The following is a 25,052-nucleotide window of genomic DNA, read 5'->3' as shown; positions in this document are numbered from 1 at the left end:
CCCTGCCAACAGCAGCATGACCCCGCCCTGAACGGCGGGGTTTTTGTTTGGTTGTGGCAAGACGCGCGACAAGTCTTATCTGGGGAAGGCCGATGCAGTCCGGCCCCACCCGACATCTTGCACATCCACTCAACTGCGCCGCCTCTGCTGCTTACGCGCCTGCTGCGCAAAACGGCGCACTTGTCCGAGCCAGGCCTGCACTTGCCTGGCAGGCAATTCAGCATGCCGATAACGCATGGCAGCATACTCCTTGAGCAATTGCTTGAGCAGGACACGCACGTCCTTTGGCAGATGCGCAGCCTTGTTCAGCATGTCCAGCGGCCCGTCACTGGGCAGGATCGTGATGCCGTGACAGTGCAATGCAGCTACCAACAAGTTGCGGCCCACTTGCAATGGTGCCATCGCGGGTCGCCTGCGCCACCACCACAACAATGGCAACAGACCCAGAGCACCACCTAGCAGCAATGCGCGCAAGACGGCTGCGGCATCCACCGCCTCACCAAGGCCCAGCAGACGGTACAGATTGAGCTGTCGGGTGGCATCGTAGTCCACCACCCACTGCTGCCAGGCAAAACCGGCGGCTTGCCAGCTTTGCTGCAGAGGCAGCAACCAGCCAGGGATACGGCTGCCCATCAAGGGCATGGCAGGTTGCAATGAAGGAATGCTTTGGCTGACACCATCGCTGACCCGTTGTGGCGCAACAGCGGCTGTCGGATCAACCCGCAGCCACTCACCGCTTTCCTTCAACCATACTTCGACCCAGGCATGCGCATCCGATGAACGGACTTGCCAGAACCGGCCTACCGGGTTGTACTGCGCGCCCTGGTAACCGGTAACTACCCGGGCCGGAATGCCAGCAGCCCGTGCCAGGAATGCAAAGGCCGAGGCGTAATGCTCGCAAAAGCCCTGGCGGGTGGAAAACAGGAAGGCATCCGTCGAGTTGTCGCCTTCGAGCAAGGGCGGGGTCAAGGTATAGCGATAACCGTTCAGACGGAAATGCAGCAGGGCCTCGTGCACGAAACCGGCATCATCCTGACTTTGCATGCGCCACTGCATCGCCAGCTGCCGACTGGCCGGATTGCCCGGAGGCAGGCGGCGGTAGAAATCCTGATCGCTCAGGCTCAGAGACTGCCGGTAATGACTGCCAAGCAGGCTGGCAGCATCAATGCGCACCGTGTCATCGCTGTCACTGGCCAGACGCAATAGGCGGCCCGGCTCCAGCACGCCGCCTCCGGGTGCTTGCAAGGGGTACTCCAGCAAGGGGAGCCGGGAGCGGGCGGGCTTGCCGGTCAGACGGTAAGGAATCAGCTGGCCGCCTTGCAATTGCACGGTTTCTTGTTGCAGGCCATGTACGTTCTGCCAGCGACGGCCATCAAAATCGTCCAGGATCATGATGCGCCAATACATCTGGCTGACGGCGGGTGTCTGGCCGGCAAACACCACGGAAAACGCAGCATCCTCGCGTTGAACCAGCTGGCTGATACTGCCTGGTTCCATGCTGTCGGACAGGCCGGTCTGTGCGGTATGACTATCGTGCGGCATGCTCCACAAGGGGCCGGGCAAGCGCGGCATCACCACAAACAACACCAGCATCAGCGGCAAGGACAGCAACAAGGCTTGTACCGCGGTGCGGGCACTGCCTGATGGAATATCCCCGGCCAGTCGCAACATGGCCCAGGTCAAGGCGAGCAGACTGATGACCAGCCACAACGCGGACCAGGGGCTCTGATCGAATAACAAGGGGATGGCGCTCAGGAAGAACCCCAGCGCCAGGACGACCTGCCAGTCACGCTGCTGGCGGGACTCAAAAACCTTGAAGCCCAAGAGCAGGATCAACAATGCTGCCCCACCTTCCCGGCCAATCAAGGTATTCAGATTCAGCCATACACCAGCCGCTGCCAACACCAGCAAGGGCAGAAGCACAGCCAAACCGGGCAGGCGGGACTGGCGCAGCAGCAGGCATGCGCGCAGCAACAGCATCAGCTCGACCAGGGCCGGTAACCAGAACGGCAGATAGAACAACAAGGGGACGATGACCAGCGCCACGGCCAGTAGCACCGCCATTTCTGGGGGGCGGAACAGAGAATGTTTCATGATGGCAGTGAGCAGTTGGCCAGTGCGGCCAATGCCCTTTCCCGTTGACCTGCCTGCGGTTCGATCACCGTATCGGGCAAACGCACGCGATAGTGCTGACCGGCCTTCTCGCACTGCAACAGGCGCCAGCACAAACGGGACAGCCGGGTTTCCACGTCCAGTGCTGCCGGGTAATCCTGCCAGGCCAGCTCGTGCACGGCATGGCCACGCGGCTGACTGACAAAGCGTTTGCTGGCCAATACATCGCGCCGCGCCAGCATGCTCCAGGCAATCTGGCGTGGCGTATCGCCCGCCTGATATTCAGCCAGATGGGAAAAGTCTTCCTCGTCTTCACCCCGGCTGCGCCCTTTGCCCGTTTGCAAGCCATCAGCATGACGAATGCGGTCTGGCAAAGGGTGTGGGTAGGCCAGCACAGTGGCGTCCGGACGCCACCAGGAAAAAGCACGAATCAGGCCAAAAGGCGCCGTGCTCCATATTTGCAGCACCGGATAAGCATGCGGCCCACGCCGATTGAGCAACAGCGGAATGCTGACCGACTGCTGGCCACCCGCCGGTAGCTGGCAATGTACAGCGCTTTCTCCTTCTTCTGCCCACAGATGTATTTGTCGCTCCACACCAGCCTGATTGATCAGCGACAGACGGCAGTTGGCCACCTGGCCAAGAAAAGTGTTTTCCCCGGCTTCCACCTGTAATTGCAGGCCGGCCAATTGCCGGTAGGCCATCAGCACGGCAAGCAACAACAGGCTGATGATCCAGAATGCCAGCCCGTAAGCCAGGCTGACCGCGTAATTGAGCGCGCCCACCCACACCGCAGCGGCCACGGCCAACAGCAGCAAGCCAAAACGGGTGGGCAACAGATAGATGCGCCGCTGGCTCAGCCGACATTCTTTCTCCAGCGGCAGGCGTCGCCACCACCAGCTACGCAGGCGCTTACGGAATGGCAACATGGTCGAGCAAGGCAGTGAGGCTGGCCGTGGCATCCCCGGTCAAACCCAGACGATGGCCGGCCACTGCCGGGAAAATCGCTTTCACATCTTCCGGCAATACGTGGTCACGCCCTTCCAGCATCGCCCATGCCCTGGCCGCCGACAACAAGGCAAGGCCAGCCCGCGGACTCAGGCCGCTCAGGAAACTGCTTTCCTGCCGGGTGGCCTGCAACAGCGCCAGCACATAATCAGCCAGATCGGCAGTGACGGTCAGCGCGGCTGCTTTCTGCTGCAGTTGCAACAAACCATCGCCCTGCAAGCAGGGAGTCATGTCTGCCAGCAAGCTGCGCCGGTCTTGTCCCAGCAGCAGTGCCCGCTCGGCATCGGCCGCGGGATAGCCAAGGGAGATGCGCATCAGGAAACGGTCCAGCTGCGATTCCGGCAACGGAAAAGTCCCAAGCTGCTCGGACGGGTTCTGGGTGGCAATCACAAAAAACGGCTGGGGCAGCGGATGGCTTTCACCATCAATCGAGACCTGACGCTCTTCCATGGCTTCCAGCAAGGCAGATTGCACCTTGGGCGAGGCACGGTTGATTTCATCGGCCAATAACAGCTGGCTGAACACCGGCCCCTGGTGAAAGCGGAAAGTGCCGGTTTCACGCTGGTAGATATTGACGCCGAGGATGTCGGCCGGCAGCAAATCGCTGGTGAATTGCACCCGCTGGTAATGCAGGCCCAGTACCGCAGCCAGACCATGGGCAAGCGTGGTTTTCCCCACGCCGGGCACGTCCTCGATCAGCAGGTGGCCCCGGGCGATCAGGCAGGTCAGCGCCAGCCGGACGGCACGGGACTTCCCCAGGATAAGCGTGTTCAGTTGACGATAGGCAAGGCTGAGTGATTGCATTTGGACCCGGTTGCGCGCAGTATTTATCGAAAATACATAAAGATAAAACTCGCGTCCATTGTACGCAAACAATCGTACGCAACAAGGAAACGCTCGTGTTAACTTGGCTCAAAAACCGTCTACAGAGAAACGGACTCACTGCCTATATCACCCATTCTGTCTGCCTGCAGCACAATATGGGGGTGGGCCACCCGGAATGCCCGGAACGCCTGGTTGCCATCAAGGATCAACTGATGGCCGCACAGATTTACGACAGCCTGCATGAGGTGGAAGCACCGGAGGTCACCGAGCAGCAATTGGCCCGGGTGCACCCGCCACGCTATGTGGAATACATCGAGGCCTGTGCGCCATCGGTTGGCACCTTTCGCATGGACCCGGACACCGCCATGGCACCAGGTACCCTGCCTGCCGCACGTCGCGCCGCCGGCGCGGTGATCAAGGCGGTGGAAATGGTGTGCGAGGACAAGGCACCCAATGCCTTCTGTGCCATTCGTCCGCCGGGCCACCATGCCGAACACGACAAGGCGATGGGCTTCTGCTTCTTCAACAATATCGCCGTCGGCATTGCCCATGCGCTGTCCACCTACAAGTTCGAGCGGATTGCGGTGATCGACTTCGACGTGCATCACGGCAACGGCACCGAAGACATCTTCCGTGACGACCCGCGCGTGATGATGGTGTCCATCTTCCAGCACCCCTTCTACCCTTACTGCGGTGACAACCCGGTAGGGCCGAACATGGTGAATGTGCCGCTCAAGGCCGGCAGCACCGGGCGGGAATTCCGCGAAGTGGTGGAAAACGTGTGGCTGCCCAGCCTGCACGACTTCCAGCCGCAGATGATCTTTATCTCTGCCGGTTTTGATGCCCACCGCGAGGATGACATGGGCTCACTGGGGCTGGTGGAGGCCGACTACGAGTGGGTGACCCGCCACCTGATGCAGATTGCCGACCAGTATGCCGATGGCCGCATCGTCTCGGTACTGGAGGGCGGCTATGACTTGTCCTCGCTGGCACGCAGCGTAACCGCCCATGTGAAGGTGCTGTCAGACGGCTGATGGCCAAAGGCTGCAAAAAAAGCCACCGCATGCGGTGGCTTTTTAGTTTGACGGCAAGCGACTAATTGCCCTTTTTCTCGGCCTTCTCGCCAATCTTGCCTTCCTGCCCGGTCAGCAGCTTGATCAGATTGGATTTGTGGCGGTGAATCACCAGGATGGCAATGATGATGCAGGTGCCAAAATACGGCGAGGACGGCTGCACGATGAAGTAGGCGTATACCGGCACCATCACGCAGGCCACGATGGCGGACAGCGAGGAAATCTTCACCACAAAAGCCATGAACAGCCAGGTGGCAATGGCCGCCAGTGCCAGCCAGATATTGAAACCGAACAGCACGCCCACTGCGGTGGCCACACCCTTGCCGCCCTTGAAGCCGAAGAATACCGGCCACATGTGGCCGATCAGCACCGCCAGTGCCGACATGGCAATGGCCTGCTCACCCAGTCCATATTGCGGGCCGAACCAGGCCGTTAGCGCCACCGCCACCCAGCCCTTGGCCCCATCGCCCAGCAGGGTGAGTACCGCGGCCAGTTTCTTGCCGGTACGCAACACATTGGTGGCGCCGGGGTTGCCCGAGCCGTAGCTGCGCGGGTCGGCCATGCCCATGGCCTTGCTCACGATCACGGCAAAAGACAGCGAGCCCAGCAGGTAGGCCGCAACAATGAAGGCAAATGCTGTCGTGGTCATGGTGTATCCATTAGAATAGAAGGCTTCGGATTTTACGGTATCGGGCGACGAAGCCCAACTCCCGGCATAGCAATGGACATCATTTTCCTGCGCGAAGTACGCGCCGACACCATTATCGGTGTTTATGAGTGGGAGCGGAAAAATCCGCAAACCATCGAAATCGACCTGGAAATCGGCATTCCCAGTGAAGTGCCCTGCCACACCGACAATATCGGCGACACCATTCACTATGGCGTGGTGGTGGAACGCTTGCGCAAGGCACTGTCGGAACAGCACTTCCTGCTGCTCGAAGCGCTGGCGGAATATATCGCCAAGGTGATTCGCGAAGACTTTGGCGCACCCTGGGTGCAGGTTTCCGTCACCAAGCTGGGCATTCTGCCCGGCGTGCGCCGCGTTGGCGTGCTGATCGAGCGTGGTCACCGTCCGCGCTGAAAATTTCACCACGGATTGTCCTGGCCGCCATCAGGTCATGGATGATGCCAGCAAATTGACGTTAACGTAATGGTCATGCACCATGGTGCCCTGCCATCACCAGAGCGAACCATGAGCCAGATCAGCGTTGCAGAGTTCCAGGCCTTGATCGACAGCGAACTGCCGCTGGTCAAACTGTTCGGCATGCGTACCGAGGACATTGCCCATGGCACCGCCCGCATGCGCATGCACTTCAACCCCGACCTGATCCGCCCCGGCGGCACCATTGCCGGTCCGGCCCTGATGGCACTGGCCGATGCCACCCTGTATGCCGTAGTACTGGGCATGATAGGCAAGGTGGAACTGGCGGTGACGACCAGCCTGAATATCAATTTCCTGCGCAAGCCACCGCAGGAAGATGTGATTGCCGAAGGCCGCATCCTCAAGCTGGGCAAGCGCCTGGCCGTGGGCGAGGTGCTGTTGTATTCCGCGGGCAGTGACGAGCCGGTGGCCCATGTCACCGGTACTTATTCCATTCCGCCGTTGCCCGATAACAGATAAACAAAAACCCTCTGCCGGCAATGACCGTGCAGAGGGTTATCCGGTTACGCTGAATCAGACCGGCGCTTACTCTTCCTGATTGCGCATGAAGTCTGCGGTGTTATAGAAGGCTTCCAGCAGCTTGGCCTTGAGCCAGTCCTCCACCAGCAGTTCGTTCACTGCCTGGGTCATGCACTGCATCCACTGGTCGCGCATTTCCCCATCCACGGCAAACGGCATGTGACGCATGCGCAGGCGCGGATGGCCAAACTTTTCCATGTACAAGCCAGGCCCGCCCAGCCAGCCGGACAGGAACATGAACAGCTTTTCCCGCGAGCCGGCCAGATCAGCCGGGTGCATGTCGCGCAGCACCTTGACCGAAGGGTCGCTGTCCATGATGTCGTAGAAGCGGTTGGTGAGCCAGCGCACCACGCCTTCACCCCCCATCAGCTCGTATGGCGTCATTTCCTGCATGGCTTAGTCCTTTACCGGCTTGACCAGCGAAGCGGCCAGCAAGGCACGCTCACGCGCAGTGGCCACATCATCGGCCTGGGCCACCGCCACGCCCATGCGACGGCGGACAAAGCTTTCCGGCTTGCCGAACAGGCGCAGGTCGGCACCCGGCACCGCCAGTGCTTCGGCCACGCCTTCAAAGGCAATGCCCTGCTCTTCCATGCCACCGTAAATCACTGCAGAGGCACCGGCACTGCGCAGGCTGGCATCCACCGGCAAGCCCAGAATGGCGCGCGCATGCAGTTCGAATTCGGAGAAACGCTGGGTGGCCAGTGTCACCAGCCCGGTATCGTGCGGGCGCGGGCTGACTTCGGAAAACCATACCTGATCGCCCTTGACGAACAGCTCCACCCCGAACAGGCCACGTCCGCCCAGTGCATCGGTCACGGCCTTGGCCATTTCACGGGCGCGCAGCAGTGCCAGTTCGCTCATCGGCTGTGGCTGCCAGCTCTCCACGTAGTCGCCGTTCTTTTGCAGATGGCCGATGGGGTCGCAGAAGTGGGTGGCAATACCGCCCTGACCATCGCTGGCACGTACGGTGAGCTGGGTGATTTCGTAATCGAAGTCGATGAAACCTTCGACAATCACCCGGCCCTTGTCCACACGGCCGGCACTGACGGCATATTCCCAGGCTTTGGCCACATCATCCGGCCCACGCAGCAGCGACTGGCCCTTGCCACTGGAGGACATCACCGGCTTCACCAGGCAGGGGTAGCCGATGCCGGCGTCGATGGCCTGCTGCAATTCGTCCAGCGAGGAAGCAAAGGCAAACGGCGAAGTGGGCAGGCCCAGCTCGTCCGCCGCCAGACAGCGGATGCCTTCGCGGTTCATGGTGAGGTTGGTAGCACGGGCGGTGGGGATTACCTCGGCCAGACCGTCAGCCTCGATGCGCAGCAGCTCTTCGGTGGCAATGGCTTCGATTTCCGGCACGATCAGATGCGGGCGCACCCGCTCCACCAGCGCGCGCAGCGCGGCGGCATCCGACATATTGATGACATGGCTGCTGTGCGCCACCTGCATGGCCGGAGCACCGGCGTAGCGGTCAACCGCAATGGTTTCCACCCCCAGGCGCTGCAATGCAATGACAACTTCCTTGCCCAGCTCGCCGCTGCCCAGCAGCATGACACGCAGCGCAGTGGCGCTGTGCGGGGTTCCGATACGCATGGTCCGACTCCAGTTAGAAAATGAAATAATCCAGGCCGGCATTTTAGCATTGCTGCTGTGCTACCCGCTGCGCCGGATCAAACACCCTGAAAGGCAAAATCAATCGGCGGGGTGCGGCCGCTGATGATTTCCGCCAGCGCCCTGCCGCTGCCCGCGCCTTCGGTCCAGCCCAGCGTGCCGTGCCCGGTATTGAAGTAGAGATTGGCATAGCGGCTGCGGCCGATCAGCGGCACATTGCCGGGCGTAGCCGGGCGCAAGCCGCTCCAGAACTCGGCGGCATCCCAGTCGGCCACCTCCGGCATCAAGGCCTGGCCACGCTTGATCAAGGCCTGACAGCGCACCGCATTCAGGCTGCTGGAGTAACCGGCCAGCTCTGCCGTCCCGGCAATGCGCAGGCGCGAGCCCAGACGGGAAATCACCACTTTGTAGGCTTCGTCGGTAATGCTGGCCAGCGGGGCCGTGGCCGGGTCGCGCAGGGGCAAGGTGGCGGAATAGCCCTTCCACGGGTAGATAGGCAGGCGCAGCCCCAACGGTGCCGCCAGCAAAGGCGAATAACTGCCCAGCGCCAGCACGTAGGCGTCGGCAGTCACGCGGCGGTAATTGCCCTCCGGCAGATTGACCGACACGCCGCTGATGCGGCCATTGTCAGTCTCCAGCGCATTGATGCGGGTATTGAAACGGAACTCCACCCCGGCACGCGCTGCATGCTCGGCCATGGCGCAGGTATACAGGTGCACATCGCCGGATTCGTCCGACGGGCAGTAGCTGGCACCGGCCAGGCTGGGGGCAATGCCAGCCAGTGCCGGCTCGATGCGTGCCAGTTCTTCACGGCTGATGATGTGCTTGTCCATGCCCAGCTCGCGCATTTGCGCGGCCACATGGGCGGCCTCGTCCAGCTGGCGCTGGGTATGAAACAAGGACACGATGCCACGCGTCTGCTGCTGGTAATCCAGATTCAGTTCGGCGCGCAGCATTTGCAGGGTATCGCGGCTGTAGCGGCCCAGCGCCAGCATCTGGCGCATATTGCGTTCGGCACGGCTGCCACGGCATTCCAGCAGGAACTGCCAGCACCAGCGCCACTGGGCCGGGTCCAGCCGCAGGCGGAACAATAGCGGGGCATCGTCGCGCAATAGCCACTGCAGGATTTGCCAGGGGGCGGCCGGGTTGGCCCAGGGCTCGGACTGGCTGACGGAGATTTGCCCGCCATTGGCGAAACTGGTTTCACGCGCCGGCCCGCTGGCACGGTCCAGCACCACTACCTCATGCCCTGCACGGGCCAGAAACCAGGCGGTGGACACCCCCACCACGCCTGATCCCAGCACTGCTACCTTCATGTTGACTCCAGCAGACGTGACAACGGGCAAGTCATGCTTGCCCGTCCGGCTCAGCCGATTGAGACCCCGGATACTACGCCGCAGCGCAGCAGGGCTCAATGGGGGAAACGCTACTTTTTCGGTGTGTGCTGATACACCGTCTTGCCGCGCAGCTGGAAGTAGTCCGAGGCGAAATAGAAGTTTTCCGAGTGGCCAACAAACAGCAAGCCATCAGGCTTGAGTAGCGGGGCAAACTTTTTCAGCACGGCAAACTGGGTGTCGCGATCGAAATAAATCATCACGTTGCGGCAGAAAATGGCATCAAACTGCTTGCGCAGCGCCCAGTTGTTTTCGATCAGGTTCAGGCGCTGGAAGGTAATCATGTTGCGCAGCACCGCCTTGGCCTGATAGGTGCCATCCGGCAATTTGTCGAAATACTTGTGGGCATGGCCGGGCGGCAGGCGGGCAATCTTGTCTTCCGGATAAATGCCCTTGCGGCCGGTTTCCAGCACGCTGGTATCCAGATCGGTCGCCATGATGCTGATGGCAGGCTTGCCGGACAGCGGAAAGGCCTCCAGCGCGGTAATGGCCAGCGAATACGGTTCTTCGCCGGTGGAGGATGCCGCGCACCAGATGGACAGCTCACTGGCACCTGCCGCCGCCCTTTGCTTCAGGTGATCCGCCAGAATCGGGAAATGATGTTCTTCGCGGAAAAAGAAGGTGAGGTTGGTGGTGAGGGCATTCACAAACTGCTCGAACTCGCGCTTGCCGGAGACCGACTCGAGATAATCCACATAGGCGGCAAAGGTGGCCAGCTTCAGCTCACGGATGCGTCTTACCAGGCGGCCGTACACCATGTCTTTCTTGGACGGGTTCAGCGAAATACCGGCTTCCTTGTAAATCAGTTTGCGAATACGCTCGAAGTCCGCATCGCTGAAACTGAATTCACGGTTGAATTCAACCTTGGGCAACACCAGTGGTGGCAGTTTATTCATCTTGTTTCCCCCGATACAAAAAAACCCGGACTGAGTCCGGGTTTTCATTCTACTCCTGTTTGTCTGCCCGCCGGTTTACACCGAGAAGGAAGAACCACAACCGCAGGTGGTGGTGGCATTCGGGTTACGAATGACAAACTGGGAGCCTTCCAGGCTTTCCTGATAGTCGATCTCCGCACCCACCAGATACTGGTAGCTCATCGGGTCGACCAGGAAAGTGACACCGTCTCTCTCTATAGCGGTATCGTCCTCATTGGCGATTTCGTCAAATGTAAAACCGTACTGGAAGCCGGAGCAGCCACCACCAGTCACGAACACACGCAGTTTCAGGTCAGGATTGCCCTCTTCCGCGATCAGGTCCAGCACCTTGTTGCAGGCGCTGTCGGTAAAGTTGATCGGGGACGGCATTTCGGTAGTCTCGGACATGGTTCACCTCGCAAATCGATTTCGGCCTCGCAGCCATTCACCTACTATTTTAGTCGGATATCAGGGCGAATGGCCAATATTCAATCACTCCCGCATCACGGCAGCAGCGGAACAATGTCCAGACCGGCGTTTTCCGGCTGGCCGAACATCAGGTTCATGGTTTGCACCGCCTGACCGGACGCGCCTTTCACCAGATTGTCTTCCACCACCAGGATGATCAGCAGATCGCCGTTGCCCGGACGATGCACGGCAATGCGCACGGTGTTGGAACCACGCACGCTGCGGGTTTCCGGGTGACTGCCGGCCGGCAGCACGTCGACGAAATGCTCACCGGCATAGCGCTGCTCGAACAGGGTCTGGAAATCGGTATCCAGCGCCTCAGGCTTGATGCGGGCGTAGATGGTGGAATGGATGCCGCGAATCATCGGGGTGAGGTGCGGTACGAAGGTCAGCTTCACCGGGCCGCCATGAATGGCGGACAAGCCCTGCTCGATTTCCGGCGAATGACGATGGCCCTTCACGGCATAGGCCTTGAAGTTGTCACCGGCTTCGGCCAGCAGCGCGCCAACCTCGGCCTTGCGCCCGGCACCGGACACGCCGGACTTGCAGTCGGCAATCAGCGTCTGGGTGTCGATCAGCTGTTTGCCGCCTTCCAGCAGCGGCAGCAGGCCCAGTTGTACCGAAGTAGGATAGCAACCGGCCATGCCCACCAGACGCGCTGCGCGGATGGCATCGCGGTTGACTTCCGGCAGGCCGTAAACGGCTTCGGCCAGCAGGTCGGTACAGCTGTGCTCCATCGCATACCATTGCTGGAATACGGCAGGGTCTTTCAGGCGGAAATCCGCCGCCAGGTCGATGACCTTGACGCCGGCTGCCAGCAGTTCACGCGCCTGGGCCATGGCCACGCCGTGCGGGGTGGCAAAAAACACCACGTCGCACTGCTCCAGCGGGGTTTCATCCGGGGTGGAGAAGGCCACATCCACGCGACCGCGCAGGCTGGGGAACATCTCGGCCACTTTCATGCCTGCTTCCTTGCGCGAGGTAACGGCCACCACCTCGGCACCGGGATGCCCGGCCAGAAGACGCAACAGTTCGACACCGGTGTAACCGGTACCGCCGACGATGCCCACCTTGATCATGCTGTACTTCCTTGTGTAAATAAACGTCGCAAAAGCGACAGTCTAAGGACTAGGCCGAGACGATGCAACCGCGATCTGGCTTGTGCCACACAGGCCGCTGGCTTACAGCCGGAACTGGGCCACCATGGCTTGCAAATCGGCCGACAGCTGGTGCAGCTGGCTGACGGTTTGCATGGCACCTTGCACCGCCTGATCGGTTTCGATGGTAGCGCGGTTGGCCTGCTCAGAGGCGCGTGCCATTTCCGTGGTGGCCACCGACTGCTCACGCGTTGAATCGGCAATGTCGTGAATACCTGCCACAACCTCGGCAATCCGGCCCTGAATGCCGGACATGTCCTGTGCCACCGTGCGCGACGCTGCCACGCCACTGGCCACCGAACGCTGGGTATCAGCCATGTCGCCCAGTGCGGTATGAATGTCACCATGGGTGGCGTCGATGAGTTGGCCGATTTCCACGGTCGCCTTGGCGGTACGCTCAGCCAGCTTGCGCACTTCATCGGCCACCACGGCAAAGCCGCGGCCAGCCTCGCCAGCGCGTGCGGCCTCGATGGCGGCATTGAGAGCCAGCAGGTTGGTTTGGTCGGCAATGTCGCGGATCACGCCGATAATGGTATTCATCTGCCCGGAACGTTCACCCAGTGCATTGAGTGCCGTCCCCAAATGCCCTACTTCCTCGGCGATATTGGCAATATCGTCGGCCAGACGGCCGACCGCCTGGGCGGAATGGGCCGAAGTGGTGCCGGTCTCACTGGCCGCTTGTTCCGCCATCGCGGCATTGTCGGCAATGTGATTGATGCTGACGGTGATCTGCTCGATGGTGGCAGCGGCGGCGCTGGATACCTCCGACTGCCGCTCGGACTGGCGCGCCACGGTGTGAGTGACCTGTTGCAGACTGTCCAGTTCGCCATTGAGTGCAATCGCATGCTCGCGCACATCAATGAACATGCGGCGCAGGCTGGCCACAAAGCGGTTGAATGCTTCCGCGGTCTGGCCGATTTCATCCTGCTGTCCGACATGCAGCTGGTGGGTAAGGTCGGCATGGCCGCTGGAAATCTCCAGCAAGGCATCACGCAAGCGCATCAGTCCGCGCAGCAGACGGGTGAGTACCAGCTGTGCCAGTGCGATGGCAAGCACGCCGCACAGCACACCGGCCACCACCAGCGTAATCAGCAAGCCCTGCAACGGCGCCAGGATGACGTCCTTGTCCACCACGCTGCCCAGCACCCAGTCAGAACCGGGCACCGGCGACAGTTGCAGATATACCGTGCGGCCACCGATTTGCAGCTCCTCCAGCTTGCTGCCGGCATCGGCCTGCTGCAGCAGGGCGGCATCCAGGCCTGGCATTACCTCCGCCACCGGCTTGAGCGTACTGTCGGCAGCAGGGTGCGCCACGATCTTGCCACTGCGGGTGGCGAGAAAAGCGTAGCCATCGCCCCGCAGTTTGATGCCCTGCACCAGGCTGATGATGCCTTCCAGCGAAATGTCGCCGCCCACCACACCCAGCAACTGCTGGTTGCGCAGCAAGGGATGAGCCACGGTCACACCCAGCTTCTTGGTGCTGGCAAACACATAAGGCTCAGTCACGATGCTGCCGCCGGCACTAGCCGCCTGCTTGTACCAGGGACGGGAAGTCGGGTCGTAACCTTCCGGCGCATGCTTGTCAGCCAGCTGGTAAACCATGCGTTTGTCGGCATAACCGGCAAACAGCTGGTCGAAGCGGCCTGCCGTCTTGCCTTCCTGCAACTGGGGCAGGATGTCACCAGTATCCAGCAGCGATGTCGCCGTGGCCTCCACCGCATCCTTTCGCTGGCCCAGCCAGTTGGCCAGCGCGCTGCGGTTTCCCAGCATGGCGGCGTCCAGCTCATGACGCACCCCGACGATGATTTCTGCGCGCATGCGTTGGTATGACAAGACTGCCAGAAGAGTAATGACAATCACTAACAGTAGTGCGACAAAGGCGAGCAGGCGTTGCTTCAAAGACATCTGGATTTCCTGTTGATCTGCATCCTGGCGGCAGCCTTACCGGGCTACAACCTGCCCACTGGACGGCGTGGGCCAAAAGACAAAAGGGGGCCACCATACACCGACTATTCACCAGGGTAAACCCGTTAAACTTGCTGCCATTTTCTTTGTAAACTAATCAATTTAAATGACAGCTTAAAGACATTAATATGAATAGGGTATTATTTCAGGTAAAGAAACAGCGACCGCAAGCAAGTACCAGCGGTACTGTTTCGACTTGGGCAAGCAAGATGGGAGCAACAGGAAAGAAGCAATGCGGCAGGGAAGAAAGACAACCAACAGCAAAAGAAAAAGCCGCCCGAAGGCGGCTTTTGCATAAACAGCACCAGGCGATTAACGCTTGGAGAACTGCTTGGCGCGGCGAGCTTTGCGCAGGCCGACTTTTTTACGTTCAACTTCACGCGCATCGCGGGTTACGTAGCCTGCAGCGGACAGAGCCGGCTTCAGGACTGCGTCGAAGTCGATCAGAGCGCGGGTGATACCGTGACGGATAGCACCTGCCTGACCAGTTTCACCACCACCAACAACATTAACCTTGATGTCGAAGGATTCGGTGTTTTCGGTCAGAACCAGCGGCTGGCGGATAACCATGCGACCGGTTTCGCGGGAGAAGTATTCGTCAACCGGCTTGCCGTTAACGATGATCTGGCCGCTACCCTTTTGCATGAACACGCGAGCTACGGAGCTCTTGCGACGGCCGGTGCCGTAGTAGTATTTACCGTTCATTCTCTATGCCTTAAAAACGAAATTCCAGCACTTTGGGCTGCTGGGCAGTGTGCGGATGTTCGGTACCAGCGTACACCTTGAGCTTCTTGATCATGGCGTAGCCCAGCGGACCCTTCGGCAGCATGCCTTTAACGGCTTTTTCCAGAACGCGTTCCGGGAACTGGTTTTGCAGTTCGGTGAAGTTGCGTTCGTAGATACCGCCCGGGTAACCGGAGTGACGGTAGTACTTCTTGTCCAGCGCTTTGGTACCAGTAACACGCAGTTTGTCAACGTTGACTACAACAATGTAGTCACCGGTATCAACGTGCGGAGTGTATTCCGGCTTGTGCTTGCCACGCAGGCGGTGAGCGATTTCGGCGGCGAGGCGACCCAGCACCTTGTCTTCGGCGTCGACCACGAACCACTCGCGCTTAACCTCATGCGGCTTGGCAGAAAAGGTCTTCATGGAACTCTTCCATCGTAATTCTTGAAAGTTACGGATTCTAATGCAGTGCCCTTCCCACTGTCAAACCATTGTGTAACAAAGCAAATGACAATGCTGAAACGGGACGGGAAAGCGGTCTTTTTTGCCACAACCGGGCAGAAAAACGCCATATGGACGAGAGAATACTTGATTGCCGGCAGCCGGACATGCGCCGGGCAAAAAAAAAGCGCAATCCATGTTGATTGCGCCAAGTTTCACCTAAAAGAAGGAGGATGGAGGAGACAACACCAAAACGCACACATTGCATGCCACGTCCTGATGCAGGTTTCATTATCAGGACCACCCCCTGGTTTGGCAAGTATTTTTTGTGCACTGCACTAAAAATAGTGCGCCAACTGCAACACATCAGCAAGCCACTGATATTAAACAACAAATCAGACAGACAACTTGCTTGCCATTCTGATGTGCATTCAGAAAACCTGCTTTGCAGCGGCAGGGCAGCAGTAGCTGAGCGCGTTTTAGCGAAACCACGCTGCTGCATGGCAGCATGTTGCTATAAGCGGATTGCCGTCTCCAGCGCCAGCTCCATCATCTCGCGGAAGGTGGTTTGCCGCTCTTCCGCACTGGTGGCTTCACCGGTCGGGATGATGTCGGACACCGTCAGGATTCCCAGCGCACGCGCACCGTACTGCGCAGCCACGCTGTAGATACCGGCCAGTTCCATTTCGATGACTTGCACGTTCATCCGCTCCAGCACTTCCAGCATGGTGGGTTCCACGCCGTAGAACAGGTCTGCGGAAAACACATTCCCCACATTGACGGTACGTCCCAGTTGCTGGGCGGCATCCATGGCGGTACGCAGCAGGGTGTAATCGGCAATGGCGGCAAAGTCATGATTGTTGAACCGCATGCGGTTGACCTTGCTGTCGGTACAGGCACCCATGGCGATGTACAACTCGCGCAACTGGGTTTTGGCGGTCACGGCACCGCAGGAGCCGACACGGATGATGTTTTTCACTCCGTAGTGCTGGATCAGCTCGGTGGTGTAGATGCTGGCAGAGGGGATGCCCATGCCGTGTGCCATCACCGACAGACGCTTGCCCTGGTAGCTGCCGGTATAGCCCAGCATATTGCGCACGCTGGTAACTTCGCGGGCATCCTGCAAAAAGGTTTCGGCAATCATTCTGGCGCGCAGCGGATCGCCGGGCATCAGCACGGTTTCGGCAAAATCGCCCTTCTGGGCATTGATGTGCGGGGTAGCCATTGTGCTTCTCCTTGTGTGGCGTGCTCAGTTCAGAAAGGAAGACCCGTAATCCATGGCAGGCAGGCCAAGATGGCTGGCCACGCTCTGGCCGATGTCGGCAAAGGTGCTGCGCGCGCCAATGGAGCCGGCGGGCACGCCATGGCCATAACACAGCACCGGAATATGCTCGCGCGTGTGATCCGTGCCGGACCAGCTAGGGTCGCAGCCATGATCGGCCGACAGAATCAGGATATCGTCCGGCTGCAAGGCAGCCATGACTTCGGGCAGGCGGCGATCGAACTCTTCAAGCGCTCTGGCGTAACCGGCGATATCACGCCGATGACCATAGCTGGAATCGAAATCGACGAAGTTGGCCATGATGATGGCGCGCTGTTGCGTGTTGCGCATGGCCGCCAGCGTGGCATCCCAGATCTGGTCGAAACCGGTGGCCTTGTGCTGTTCGGTAATGCCGACATGGGCATAGATATCGGCAATCTTGCCGATGGACACCACCTGCCCGCCGGCGTCGGCCAGCTTTTGCAGCACGGTGGCAGCGGGCGGCGGCAGTGCCAGGTCCTTGCGGTTGCCGGTGCGGACAAAGCCGCCCTTGCCCTCTCCCAGAAACGGTCGGGCAATGACGCGGCCGATATTGTAAGGCTCCAGCGCTTCGCGGGTGATCTGGCACAGCTGGTACAAGCGCTCCAGCCCGAAGGTTTCTTCGTGGCAGGCGATCTGGAATACCGAATCGGCCGAAGTATAGAAAATGGGCTTGCCGGTGCGCATGTGTTCCTCGCCCAGGCGGTCGAGAATTTCCGTGCCCGATGCATGGCAATTGCCGAGGAAGCCTGGCAAACCGGCCTTGCTGACAATCTCATCCAGCAAGGCAGGCGGAAAACTGTTGTCCTTGTCGGTGAAATAACCCCAGTCGAACAGCACCGGCACACCGGCGATTTCCCAATGGCCGGACGGCGTGTCCTTGCCGCTGGACAGTTCGCGGGCATAACCGTAGGCAGCGATGGGGGTTGCCGGCTCCATGCCTTCCGGGAAATAGCCGGAGGACAGCTGGCAGGCATGGCCCAGTCCCATGCGTGACAGATTGGGCAATTGCAAGGGGCCGCTGCGCCCCTTGTCGGCACGGCCGGCAGCGGCTTCCATGGCGATATGGCCCAAGGTGTTGCTGCCTGCATCGCCGAACAGTGGCGCATCTGCAGCCGCCCCGATGCCCAGCGAATCCAGTATCAGAATGATGGCGCGTTTCATTGCGATGGCTCCTGTTCCGGCTGGCGGATGGTCTGATACACCAGCGGCAGTGCTGCGGGTGCTTGTGGCGCGAGTTGAATGGCCTCGCGCACCCGGCGTTCGGCTTCGTCGGCACTGGCGGCGTCGGCGGCATGGATGAACAGCAAGGGGGTGTCCGGCATCAGTTCGGCACCCAGTTCGGCAAAGCCACTCAGTCCGACACGGTAGTCCAGCTGGTCGCTGGCCTGACGACGACCACCGCCCAGGGCGCACACAGCCATGCCCAGTGCTCGGGTATCCATGGCGCTGACAAAGCCGCCATGCTCAGCATAGACCGGACGTACCAGCGGTGCTGCTGCCAGATGGCGTTCCGGCTGTTCCAGCAGGTCGGCCGGCCCACCCAGTGCCGATACCATGCGACCGAAAATTTCGGCGGCACGACCGGAGTCCAGTGCTGTTTGCAGCCGCTGCCCGGCATCCACCATATCCTTGGCCAGGCCGCTGGCCAGCAGCATTTCACTGCACAAGGCCATGGTGACGGCATGCAGGCGCGGGTTGGTAGCCTCGCCACGCAGGTAGCGCACGGCTTCCAGGGTTTCCAGGCTGTTACCGGCGGTGCTGGCCAGCGGCTGGCTCATGTCGGTAATGAGGGCGCGGGTACGGACCCCGGCGCCATTGCCGACATGGACAATGCGTTCGGCCAGCGCAATGGACTGTGCCATGGTGGGCATGAAGGCACCGCTGCCGGCCTTGACGTCCATCACCAGCACATCCAGCCCGGCAGCCAGTTTCTTGGACAGGATGGAGGCGGTGATCAGCGCGATGGATTCCACCGTGGCTGTGATGTCTCGCGTGGCGTAAAAGCGCCGGTCTGCCGGGGCCAGATCGCGGGTCTGGCCGATGATGGCCACGCCGACTTCGCGCACCACCTGACGCAGGCGTTCCGGCGTGGGAAACGGGTTGTAGCCGGGAATGGCCGACAGCTTGTCCAGCGTGCCCCCGGTATGCCCCAGACCGCGTCCGGAAATCATCGGCACAAAGCCGCCACAGGCGGCAATCAGCGGCCCCAGCATCAGCGACACCACATCGCCCACCCCACCGGTGGAGTGCTTGTCCAGCACCGGTCCTGGCAGGTGCAGGTCGTCCCAGCGCAGACAGCGTCCCGAATCACGCATGGCCATGGCCAGTTCAACATTTTCCGACAGCTCCATGCCCTGGAAATACACCGCCATGGCCAGGGCGGCTATCTGGCTGTCGGCCACGCTGTCATCAGTGATGCCGGCCACGAACTGGCGGATTTCCTCGGCCGACAGTGTCTGGCCGTCGCGCTTCTTGCGGATGACTTCCTGAGGTAAAAACATGGGTTTCTCCTGCTGGATGGGCAAGGCCGACCGCCCTGCCAATAGACAAGGCCGAAGACGGGCTTCGGCCTGCATGCAGCTGATTGCGGTGGCGTGGCTCAGTAAGCGCCACCGGCAGTAGCTGCCCCGCCGCTGATTTCTGCCTGCAGATTGGCCAGCAGGCTGGAGGCACCAAAGCGGAAATGTTCCGGGCTCACCCAGTGCTCGCCCAGCAGGTGTTCGGCCAGGTCGATATATTCAGCGGCTTCGGCTGCCGTGCGCACGCCGCCCGCCGCCTTGAAGCCACACAGCGCGCCGGTGGAGCGGATGGCGGCCAGCATGATGCCGGCGGCATCCAGCGTGGCATTCACCGCCACTTTGCCGGTGGAGGTCTTGATGAAGTCGGCCCCGGCCTCGATTGCGATCAGGCTGGCCTGGCGGATCAGGGCCGGTTCTTTCAGTTCGCCGCTTTCGATGATGACCTTGAGCAGCTTGTCGCCGCAGGCTTCCTTGCAGGTGGCCACCAGCTCGGCCCCGACTTCGGCATTGCCTGCCAGCAGGGCACGGTACGGAAACACCACATCCACCTCGTCAGCACCGTCTGCGATGGCCGCTGCGGTTTCGGCGACAGCCAGCGCGATGTCATCGCCACCAGCCGGGAAGTTGCTGACCGTGGCCACCTTGACTTGTTGCAGGCCCAGCTCATCCAGCGTGCGGCGCGCCAGTGCAACAAAACGGGGATAGACGCAGACTGCCGCCACCGTACCGGCACTACTGCTGGCTTGCTGGCACAGGGCAACGATGCGTGCATCGGTATCGTCATCGTTCAGAGAGGTGAGGTCCATCATGGACAGGGCGCGACGCGCGGCAGTGATGAGTTCTGACATGGGATTCCTGCTTGGTTGTCATCTGCATGGCTGGCGATGGCCGGCAGATTCAGAGGAGCGATTATGGAAATATCTTCAATTGAAATCAATCGGCAATGACCGTACTGTCACCTGACATGAGCGCCATGCGGCATTTATTGCGTGCGTATTGCCGCTGCCTGCAGATAGTCCTGCAAGCGTTGCTGCAGGTAGGGGACCGCTGCGCTTTGTGCCAGATAGTCCCCGGGTTTCATCCAGCACCAGTATTGGCCTTCGTCGCCAAAGCGGATGGCCTCAGCCTGGGAAGTTTCCAGCCTGCCCGCCATGAACACGCTTTGCGCGCCGGGCCGATGCCAGCTGGGATAGCTGCGCTGCCAGACGATTTGTGCAGGCTGTAACAGGATGCCGAATTCTTCCCGCGTTTCGCGTTGCAGGCAGGCAAACGGGCTCTCCTGCCCTTCCCGCCCGCCGCCGGGAAAATCCCAGCAGGCGGCAAAGGGCAGCCCCGCTTTGTCATCGCGCAGATACACCAGCAGGCTGTCCTGATAAAACAGCGCTGCCTTGGTACCGCAAAACGGCTCGCTCATGACCAGTGCTTACACCCGGCGCGCATCGGTGACGCCCGGCAGCTCCATCATGCGCGCCAGCACGCGGCTGATGTCCTGCACCTGGCGTACTTCCACGGTGAAGCGCATCTTGGCACGCATATCGCGCGACAGGGTGTGGACGGCAATCAGGTTGAGCTTTTCGCGGGACAGCACATCGGAAATATCGCGCAGCAGACCGCCACGATCCAGCGACACCACCTCGATATCAATCGGAAACACGCTGCTTTTCTGATCGCCCCAGCCGGCGGCAATCAGCCGTTCCGGCACATCGGCCGACAGGCGCTTGAGCGTGAGGCAATTGGTGCGGTGAATGGAAATGCCACGCCCCTTGGTGACGAAGCCGACCACGGCATCCGGCGGTGCCGGCTTGCAGCACTTGGCCAGTACCGTCATCAGGTTATCCACCCCTTCAATCAGGATGCCGCCCGCATCATGGCCGCCCTTGCTGGCGCGGATGATGCTTTCCGGCTCCACATCCGCCGGTGGCGGCGGGGCAAAGCTGGCAATCGCATTGGCGACCGCACGGACGCTGAGTTCGCCATGGCCCATCGCGCCGTACACTTCTTCCAGCTTGGCGTAACCCAGTTTTTCCGCCAGCAGGGTGAGGTTGGGTTGTTGATGCGGGTGGCGGGCCAGCTCGCGCTCAAACAATTGCTTGCCGGTTTCGCGCACCGTGTCCGCATTCTGCATGCGGATGTACTGGCGGATCTTGGAGATGGCGCGGTGGCTTTTCACCCAGCCATCGTGCAGCCAGTTGACCGAAGGTCCGCCTTCCTTGGCGGTCAGCACTTCTACCCGCTGGCCGTTTTGCAGCGGGGTGGACAGGGGCACGATCTGCCCTTCCACCTTGGCCCCCCGGCAGCGATTGCCAAGGCCAGTGTGAATGGCGTAGGCAAAGTCGATGGGGGTGGCGCCATGTGGCAGCGCCAGCACCCGGCCTTGCGGGGTCAGTACGTAGATGGTGTCGGAGAACAGCTCGGTCTTGAAAGCTTCGGCCAGGCCTTCGCGGTCGGACATTTCCTCGCGCCAGTCCAGCAGTTGGCGCAGCCAGGAAATCTTTTCCTCGTATTGCGCATCGCCCTTGCCGCCTTCCTTGTAGCGCCAGTGCGCGGCCACGCCGAATTCGGCATGTTCGTGCATTTCGAAGGTGCGGATCTGCACCTCCAGCGCCTTGTCCTCCGGGCCGATCACCGCGGTGTGCAGGCTGCGGTAATTATTGGCCTTGGGGTGGGAAATGTAGTCGTCAAACTCGCCGGGAATCGGCTGCCACATGCCGTGGATGATGCCCAGCGCGGTGTAGCAGTCCGGCAGTTTTTCCACCAGGATGCGTACGGCGCGGATGTCGTACAGCTCGGTAAAGTCGAGCTTTTTCTTTTTCATCTTCTTCCAGATGGAGAAGATGTGCTTGGGCCGCCCGGCCACTTCGGCCTTGACCCCGGCAGCCTTGAGTTCGGAGCGCAGGGTATCCAGCACCCGGTCGATATAATCGATGCGCTCCAGCCGGCGCTCGTCCAGCAGCTTGGCAATTTTCTTGTAGCTGTCCGGTTCGGTGTGGCGGAAGCCCAGGTCCTCCAGCTCCCACTTGATCTGCCACACACCCAGGCGGTTGGCCAGCGGGGCAAACAGGTCCAGCGTTTCGGTGGCAATGGCGCGCCGCACCGCTTCGTCATGCACATGGGGCAGGTAATGCATGGTCTGGGTACGCCAGGCCAGCTTGATCAGCACCACGCGGATATCCGCCACCATGGCCAGCAGCATCTTGCGCATGGTTTCCGCCTGGCGGGCACGTTCTTCCGGGGTTTCCAGCTTGTCGATGCGCGCCAGTTCGGTAATGCGGCGCACGCCGCCCACCCCATCCACCAGCACGGTGACGGTCTGGCCGAAATTCTCGGTCATCCACCCTTGCCAGTCGGGCTTGTGATCCGGCACGGCAAACAGCAGGGTGGCGACAATGGCGTCGGTCAGCAGGTTAAGGTCGGCCACAATGGCCGCGGCAGACACCGCATGGCTGAACAGGTCCTCGCCGGTGCTCACCAGCCCCTTGCCGCGATACAGCTCGCGCGCGGCTTCAAAGGCACGTGCCAGCAGGCTGGCTTCGGCCTCGGGCAGAGCTGCGGACATCTGTTCCAGCCACCGTTTCGGGTCGGCTGCATCGGCCAGGGTATCGGCCATCGAACGCACTACGGAAACCATATTTCACACCTGGGCAGCAAGGCTGCACGAAAAAAGAATACCAATACGCCGCACTCACGCATTCAAACGCTGCAACAGCCGTTTGACCGGGGCGGGCAATCCGGCCTCCAGTGCCTGCGCCAATGGCAGCCACTGGCCGGCGGAATCCTGTATCCGGGAGCCGGCCAGCGTATCCAGCCGTACCGGCACCGGGGTGATGATCAAGCGAAAATGGGTAAACACATGTTCCAGCTCCGGCCAGGAGGGCAGCACATCACCACTGCCCTGCTCGGCCAGCCAGCTTTCCACTGCCATGGAGTCGGCAAATTCTGGCAGGGATAACAAGCCGCCCCAGATACCCGTAGGCGGCCGGCGCTCCAGCCACACCTTGTCGCCATGCTGTGCCAGCAACATGACGGTGTGACGGGTGGGCACCGCCTTCTTTGGTCGCGGAGTGGGCAACTCATGGGTACGCCCCTGCTGTGCGGCTACACAGCCATCCACCATCGGGCACACGGTACAGGCCGGCTTGCGGCCGCACACAGTGGCGCCAAGATCCATCAGGCCCTGGGTGTAGGCAGTCATCTGCGCAGCGTCAGCCGGCAGCAAGGATTCTGCCAGCGTCCACAGCCGGTTTTCCACTGCCTTCTCACCGGGAAAACCACTGATGCCGAAGCAACGTGTCAAGACGCGTTTGACATTACCGTCCAGAATGGTTTCCCGCTGGCCAAAGGCAAAGGCTGCGATTGCGGCAGCAGTAGAGCGCCCGACACCGGGCAGGCGCTGGATGTCCTCGCGCTGTTGCGGGAACCGTCCGCCAAATTCATCCATCACCATGCGGGCGGCCTTGTGCAGATTGCGCGCCCGGCTGTAATAGCCAAGGCCGCTCCACAAGGCCAGCACCTCATCGACAGACGCGGCCGCCAGGCTGACCACGTCAGGGAATTGCTGCAGGAAGCGGGCGTAATAGCCCAGCACCGCAGTCACCTGCGTTTGCTGCAACATGATCTCGGACAGCCATACCCGGTAAGGGTCACTCACCTGCCAGGGCAGATCGTGCCGGCCGTGCTGTTCCTGCCAGGCCACCAGACGGGTGGCAAATGAATCCTGCAACATGGCAAAGCCGCGCCAAAACAAAAGGGAACCGGACATGCTACCTGAAAGGCGGAGCAGCACCAAGCAGTGCGCCTGCAAATAAGGTAAAATGGAAGATTGCTTAAAGCTTGCTTATTTGAAGGATGTACCCATGGCCACTTTCCGTTCACGCCAGCGCGCCAATCTGCGCCGCGATGTCAGCAGCAGCGACACCTCCTCCGCTCAGCCTGCCGCTGGTAGTGCCGCCGCACCCGCCGATGGCACGGCCAAGGGACCCATCATCCAGAAAAAGGCAGCGTCAGCCGATGGCCCGCGCGATCCTTATTCCTCGCGCCGTCCGGCAGCAGGCCAGCCGCCACGCCAGGGAGAACAGCGCCGCTTTGATACGCGTGACGGTGAACGCAAACCGTTCAACCGTGACGACCGCGAACGCAAGCCTTATCCGCCACGCGACGGCGAGCCGCGCCGTTTCGATGCGCGTAATGGCGAGCGCAAACCGTTCAACCGTGACGACCGCGAACGCAAGCCCTATCCGCCACGCGACGGCGAGCGGCGCCGTTTCGAGCCGCGTGATGGCGAGCGCAAACCGTTCAACCGTGACGACCGCGAGCGCAAGCCTTATCCGCCGCGTGATGGCGAGCCGCGCCGTTTCGAGCCGCGTGATGGCGAGCGCAAACCGTTCAACCGCGACGACCGCGAGCGCAAGCCCTACCCGCCGCGCGAGCGCGATGCCTCGGCACCGCGCAGCCTGCATCCGGCCGATAGCCGTGGCGATCTGCATGAATCGCGCCGTCCGGAAGGCGAGCGCAGCTATCAGCGTGACCGCGGCCCGTCCGGCCGCAAACCGCTGAACAGCCAGCCGGATCGCCAGATCGAACACAAACCTCATGTGCCGCGTCATGTGGAACGCGACACACCAGCGGCGGCACCGACCATTCCGGCGGCAGAGCAAGGCCCGCGCAAGCTGTTCTCCAAGCCGGCCGAGCGCCGTGAAGACAGCGCGCCGCGTGATAACCGCTTCCGCCGTGACGAGCCGCCACGGGAACAGGCTCCGCGCCGTTTCGAGCGCAATGATGCCGCCCGTCACTACGACCCGGAAATCCTGCCGGCACCGACTGCTGAACGGGAAAACCGCTTCCGCCGTGACGA

25 protein-coding genes are annotated in these 25,052 nt (G+C 61.0%); 4 read left to right on the top strand and 21 right to left on the bottom strand.

What is annotated here, in order from left to right; translation table 11 throughout:
- Positions 1-129: 129 nt before the first annotated feature.
- Genes ACE3SE_RS14740 through ACE3SE_RS14730 form a run of 3 tightly spaced genes read right to left on the bottom strand, consistent with a single transcriptional unit; the run spans position 130 to position 3,924 of the window.
- A complete protein-coding gene (locus ACE3SE_RS14740) occupies positions 130-2,094 on the bottom strand; it encodes a transglutaminase family protein (protein ID WP_374556322.1) in 1,965 nt (654 codons plus the stop codon).
- Complete coding sequence (locus ACE3SE_RS14735) at positions 2,091-3,041, bottom strand: DUF58 domain-containing protein (RefSeq protein ID WP_374556320.1); 951 nt, start codon at positions 3,039-3,041, stop codon at positions 2,091-2,093. Before ACE3SE_RS14735 ends, ACE3SE_RS14740 begins: the two co-directional genes overlap by 4 nt.
- A complete protein-coding gene (locus ACE3SE_RS14730) occupies positions 3,025-3,924 on the bottom strand; it encodes an AAA family ATPase (protein WP_045846608.1) in 900 nt (299 codons plus the stop codon). The genes ACE3SE_RS14735 and ACE3SE_RS14730 overlap by 17 nt, the downstream gene beginning before the upstream one ends.
- A gap of 95 nt (positions 3,925-4,019) precedes the next feature.
- On the opposite strand from ACE3SE_RS14730, the gene ACE3SE_RS14725 reads away from it, so the two are divergent.
- Entirely contained in the window at positions 4,020-4,979 is a 960-nt protein-coding gene (locus ACE3SE_RS14725; protein WP_045846609.1) for a histone deacetylase family protein, read from the top strand.
- A 61-nt stretch (positions 4,980-5,040) separates the two neighbouring features.
- On the opposite strand, the gene plsY is transcribed toward ACE3SE_RS14725, so the two are convergent.
- Positions 5,041-5,667, bottom strand: coding sequence for a glycerol-3-phosphate 1-O-acyltransferase PlsY (plsY, locus tag ACE3SE_RS14720; protein ID WP_062789095.1), 627 nt, complete (start codon positions 5,665-5,667; stop codon positions 5,041-5,043).
- Positions 5,668-5,739: 72 nt separating this feature from the next.
- Between plsY and ACE3SE_RS14715 the strand changes: the two genes are divergently transcribed.
- Together ACE3SE_RS14715 and ACE3SE_RS14710 are read left to right on the top strand one after the other, a co-directional pair.
- Positions 5,740-6,099, top strand: a complete 360-nt coding sequence (locus ACE3SE_RS14715) for a dihydroneopterin aldolase (protein WP_045846611.1) — start codon at positions 5,740-5,742, stop codon at positions 6,097-6,099.
- 111 nt (positions 6,100-6,210) lie between these two features.
- Positions 6,211-6,639: a PaaI family thioesterase gene (locus ACE3SE_RS14710; protein WP_045846612.1), complete on the top strand. Its 429-nt coding sequence runs from the start codon at positions 6,211-6,213 to the stop codon at positions 6,637-6,639.
- A gap of 66 nt (positions 6,640-6,705) precedes the next feature.
- Here the strand turns inward: ACE3SE_RS14710 and ACE3SE_RS14705 are convergent, their stop codons facing one another.
- The 17 genes from ACE3SE_RS14705 to mutY form a co-directional block, all read right to left on the bottom strand.
- Positions 6,706-7,092, bottom strand: a complete 387-nt coding sequence (locus ACE3SE_RS14705) for a group II truncated hemoglobin (RefSeq protein ID WP_045846613.1) — start codon at positions 7,090-7,092, stop codon at positions 6,706-6,708.
- A gap of 3 nt (positions 7,093-7,095) precedes the next feature.
- Positions 7,096-8,295, bottom strand: a complete 1,200-nt coding sequence (purT, locus tag ACE3SE_RS14700; RefSeq protein WP_374556316.1) for a formate-dependent phosphoribosylglycinamide formyltransferase — start codon at positions 8,293-8,295, stop codon at positions 7,096-7,098.
- A gap of 77 nt (positions 8,296-8,372) precedes the next feature.
- Positions 8,373-9,629 (bottom strand): D-amino acid dehydrogenase, encoded by a 1,257-nt coding sequence (locus ACE3SE_RS14695; protein ID WP_374556314.1) that lies wholly within the window; start codon positions 9,627-9,629, stop codon positions 8,373-8,375.
- Between the two features lie 110 nt (positions 9,630-9,739).
- Positions 9,740-10,603: a CheR family methyltransferase gene (locus ACE3SE_RS14690; RefSeq protein ID WP_045846616.1), complete on the bottom strand. Its 864-nt coding sequence runs from the start codon at positions 10,601-10,603 to the stop codon at positions 9,740-9,742.
- Between the two features lie 75 nt (positions 10,604-10,678).
- On the bottom strand, positions 10,679-11,029 hold the full coding sequence (gene erpA, locus ACE3SE_RS14685; RefSeq protein ID WP_045846617.1) for an iron-sulfur cluster insertion protein ErpA: 351 nt from the start codon (positions 11,027-11,029) through the stop codon (positions 10,679-10,681).
- A gap of 95 nt (positions 11,030-11,124) precedes the next feature.
- Positions 11,125-12,168, bottom strand: a complete 1,044-nt coding sequence (gene argC / locus ACE3SE_RS14680; RefSeq protein WP_045846618.1) for an N-acetyl-gamma-glutamyl-phosphate reductase — start codon at positions 12,166-12,168, stop codon at positions 11,125-11,127.
- 102 nt (positions 12,169-12,270) lie between these two features.
- Positions 12,271-14,151 carry a methyl-accepting chemotaxis protein gene (locus ACE3SE_RS14675; protein WP_131357819.1) on the bottom strand — a complete coding sequence of 627 codons (1,881 nt, stop codon included), beginning with the start codon at positions 14,149-14,151 and terminating at the stop codon, positions 12,271-12,273.
- A gap of 372 nt (positions 14,152-14,523) precedes the next feature.
- A complete protein-coding gene (gene rpsI / locus ACE3SE_RS14670) occupies positions 14,524-14,916 on the bottom strand; it encodes a 30S ribosomal protein S9 (protein WP_045846620.1) in 393 nt (130 codons plus the stop codon).
- 10 nt (positions 14,917-14,926) lie between these two features.
- Entirely contained in the window at positions 14,927-15,361 is a 435-nt protein-coding gene (gene rplM / locus ACE3SE_RS14665) for a 50S ribosomal protein L13 (RefSeq protein ID WP_045846621.1), read from the bottom strand.
- A gap of 37 nt (positions 15,362-15,398) precedes the next feature.
- On the bottom strand, positions 15,399-15,881 hold the full coding sequence (locus tag ACE3SE_RS14660; protein WP_374556310.1) for a hypothetical protein: 483 nt from the start codon (positions 15,879-15,881) through the stop codon (positions 15,399-15,401).
- A gap of 12 nt (positions 15,882-15,893) precedes the next feature.
- The gene (deoD, locus tag ACE3SE_RS14655; RefSeq protein WP_045846622.1) at positions 15,894-16,604 is read right to left on the bottom strand and encodes a purine-nucleoside phosphorylase; all 711 of its coding nucleotides are present in this window, start codon (positions 16,602-16,604) and stop codon (positions 15,894-15,896) included.
- A gap of 24 nt (positions 16,605-16,628) precedes the next feature.
- Positions 16,629-17,843 carry a phosphopentomutase gene (locus ACE3SE_RS14650; RefSeq protein ID WP_374556308.1) on the bottom strand — a complete coding sequence of 405 codons (1,215 nt, stop codon included), beginning with the start codon at positions 17,841-17,843 and terminating at the stop codon, positions 16,629-16,631.
- Positions 17,840-19,183, bottom strand: a complete 1,344-nt coding sequence (gene deoA, locus ACE3SE_RS14645; protein ID WP_374556306.1) for a thymidine phosphorylase — start codon at positions 19,181-19,183, stop codon at positions 17,840-17,842. The genes ACE3SE_RS14650 and deoA overlap by 4 nt, the downstream gene beginning before the upstream one ends.
- Positions 19,184-19,281: 98 nt before the next feature.
- Entirely contained in the window at positions 19,282-20,049 is a 768-nt protein-coding gene (gene deoC, locus ACE3SE_RS14640; protein ID WP_374556304.1) for a deoxyribose-phosphate aldolase, read from the bottom strand.
- Positions 20,050-20,183: 134 nt separating this feature from the next.
- Positions 20,184-20,615 (bottom strand): NUDIX hydrolase, encoded by a 432-nt coding sequence (locus ACE3SE_RS14635; protein WP_374556303.1) that lies wholly within the window; start codon positions 20,613-20,615, stop codon positions 20,184-20,186.
- A gap of 9 nt (positions 20,616-20,624) precedes the next feature.
- The gene (locus tag ACE3SE_RS14630; protein WP_374556301.1) at positions 20,625-22,829 is read right to left on the bottom strand and encodes a RelA/SpoT family protein; all 2,205 of its coding nucleotides are present in this window, start codon (positions 22,827-22,829) and stop codon (positions 20,625-20,627) included.
- A gap of 54 nt (positions 22,830-22,883) precedes the next feature.
- On the bottom strand, positions 22,884-23,924 hold the full coding sequence (mutY, locus tag ACE3SE_RS14625) for an A/G-specific adenine glycosylase (RefSeq protein ID WP_374556299.1): 1,041 nt from the start codon (positions 23,922-23,924) through the stop codon (positions 22,884-22,886).
- A 130-nt stretch (positions 23,925-24,054) separates the two neighbouring features.
- On the opposite strand from mutY, the gene ACE3SE_RS14620 reads away from it, so the two are divergent.
- The coding region (locus tag ACE3SE_RS14620; protein ID WP_445290652.1) for a hypothetical protein at positions 24,055-25,052 on the top strand (998 nt) is incomplete at its 3' end.

This window comes from Aquitalea pelogenes, from assembly GCF_041914625.1.
In the GTDB taxonomy this organism is placed as follows: Bacteria; Pseudomonadota; Gammaproteobacteria; order Burkholderiales; family Chromobacteriaceae; genus Aquitalea; species Aquitalea pelogenes.
Note: the sequence above shows the minus strand (reverse complement) of the source record. Positions and strands in the feature narration are given on the sequence as shown.

Coding starts and splice junctions, on each gene's coding strand:
- ACE3SE_RS14740 (WP_374556322.1), bottom strand. CDS start 2,094: ATGAAACATTCTCTGTTCCGCCCCCCAGAAATGGCGGTGCTACTGGCC.
- ACE3SE_RS14735 (WP_374556320.1), bottom strand. CDS start 3,041: ATGTTGCCATTCCGTAAGCGCCTGCGTAGCTGGTGGTGGCGACGCCTG.
- ACE3SE_RS14730 (WP_045846608.1), bottom strand. CDS start 3,924: ATGCAATCACTCAGCCTTGCCTATCGTCAACTGAACACGCTTATCCTG.
- plsY (WP_062789095.1), bottom strand. CDS start 5,667: ATGACCACGACAGCATTTGCCTTCATTGTTGCGGCCTACCTGCTGGGC.
- ACE3SE_RS14715 (WP_045846611.1), top strand. CDS start 5,740: ATGGACATCATTTTCCTGCGCGAAGTACGCGCCGACACCATTATCGGT.
- ACE3SE_RS14710 (WP_045846612.1), top strand. CDS start 6,211: ATGAGCCAGATCAGCGTTGCAGAGTTCCAGGCCTTGATCGACAGCGAA.
- ACE3SE_RS14705 (WP_045846613.1), bottom strand. CDS start 7,092: ATGCAGGAAATGACGCCATACGAGCTGATGGGGGGTGAAGGCGTGGTG.
- purT (WP_374556316.1), bottom strand. CDS start 8,295: ATGCGTATCGGAACCCCGCACAGCGCCACTGCGCTGCGTGTCATGCTG.
- ACE3SE_RS14695 (WP_374556314.1), bottom strand. CDS start 9,629: ATGAAGGTAGCAGTGCTGGGATCAGGCGTGGTGGGGGTGTCCACCGCC.
- ACE3SE_RS14690 (WP_045846616.1), bottom strand. CDS start 10,603: ATGAATAAACTGCCACCACTGGTGTTGCCCAAGGTTGAATTCAACCGT.
- erpA (WP_045846617.1), bottom strand. CDS start 11,029: ATGTCCGAGACTACCGAAATGCCGTCCCCGATCAACTTTACCGACAGC.
- argC (WP_045846618.1), bottom strand. CDS start 12,168: ATGATCAAGGTGGGCATCGTCGGCGGTACCGGTTACACCGGTGTCGAA.
- ACE3SE_RS14675 (WP_131357819.1), bottom strand. CDS start 14,151: ATGTCTTTGAAGCAACGCCTGCTCGCCTTTGTCGCACTACTGTTAGTG.
- rpsI (WP_045846620.1), bottom strand. CDS start 14,916: ATGAACGGTAAATACTACTACGGCACCGGCCGTCGCAAGAGCTCCGTA.
- rplM (WP_045846621.1), bottom strand. CDS start 15,361: ATGAAGACCTTTTCTGCCAAGCCGCATGAGGTTAAGCGCGAGTGGTTC.
- ACE3SE_RS14660 (WP_374556310.1), bottom strand. CDS start 15,881: ATGCAGCAGCGTGGTTTCGCTAAAACGCGCTCAGCTACTGCTGCCCTG.
- deoD (WP_045846622.1), bottom strand. CDS start 16,604: ATGGCTACCCCGCACATCAATGCCCAGAAGGGCGATTTTGCCGAAACC.
- ACE3SE_RS14650 (WP_374556308.1), bottom strand. CDS start 17,843: ATGAAACGCGCCATCATTCTGATACTGGATTCGCTGGGCATCGGGGCG.
- deoA (WP_374556306.1), bottom strand. CDS start 19,183: ATGTTTTTACCTCAGGAAGTCATCCGCAAGAAGCGCGACGGCCAGACA.
- deoC (WP_374556304.1), bottom strand. CDS start 20,049: ATGTCAGAACTCATCACTGCCGCGCGTCGCGCCCTGTCCATGATGGAC.
- ACE3SE_RS14635 (WP_374556303.1), bottom strand. CDS start 20,615: ATGAGCGAGCCGTTTTGCGGTACCAAGGCAGCGCTGTTTTATCAGGAC.
- ACE3SE_RS14630 (WP_374556301.1), bottom strand. CDS start 22,829: ATGGTTTCCGTAGTGCGTTCGATGGCCGATACCCTGGCCGATGCAGCC.
- mutY (WP_374556299.1), bottom strand. CDS start 23,924: ATGTTGCAGGATTCATTTGCCACCCGTCTGGTGGCCTGGCAGGAACAG.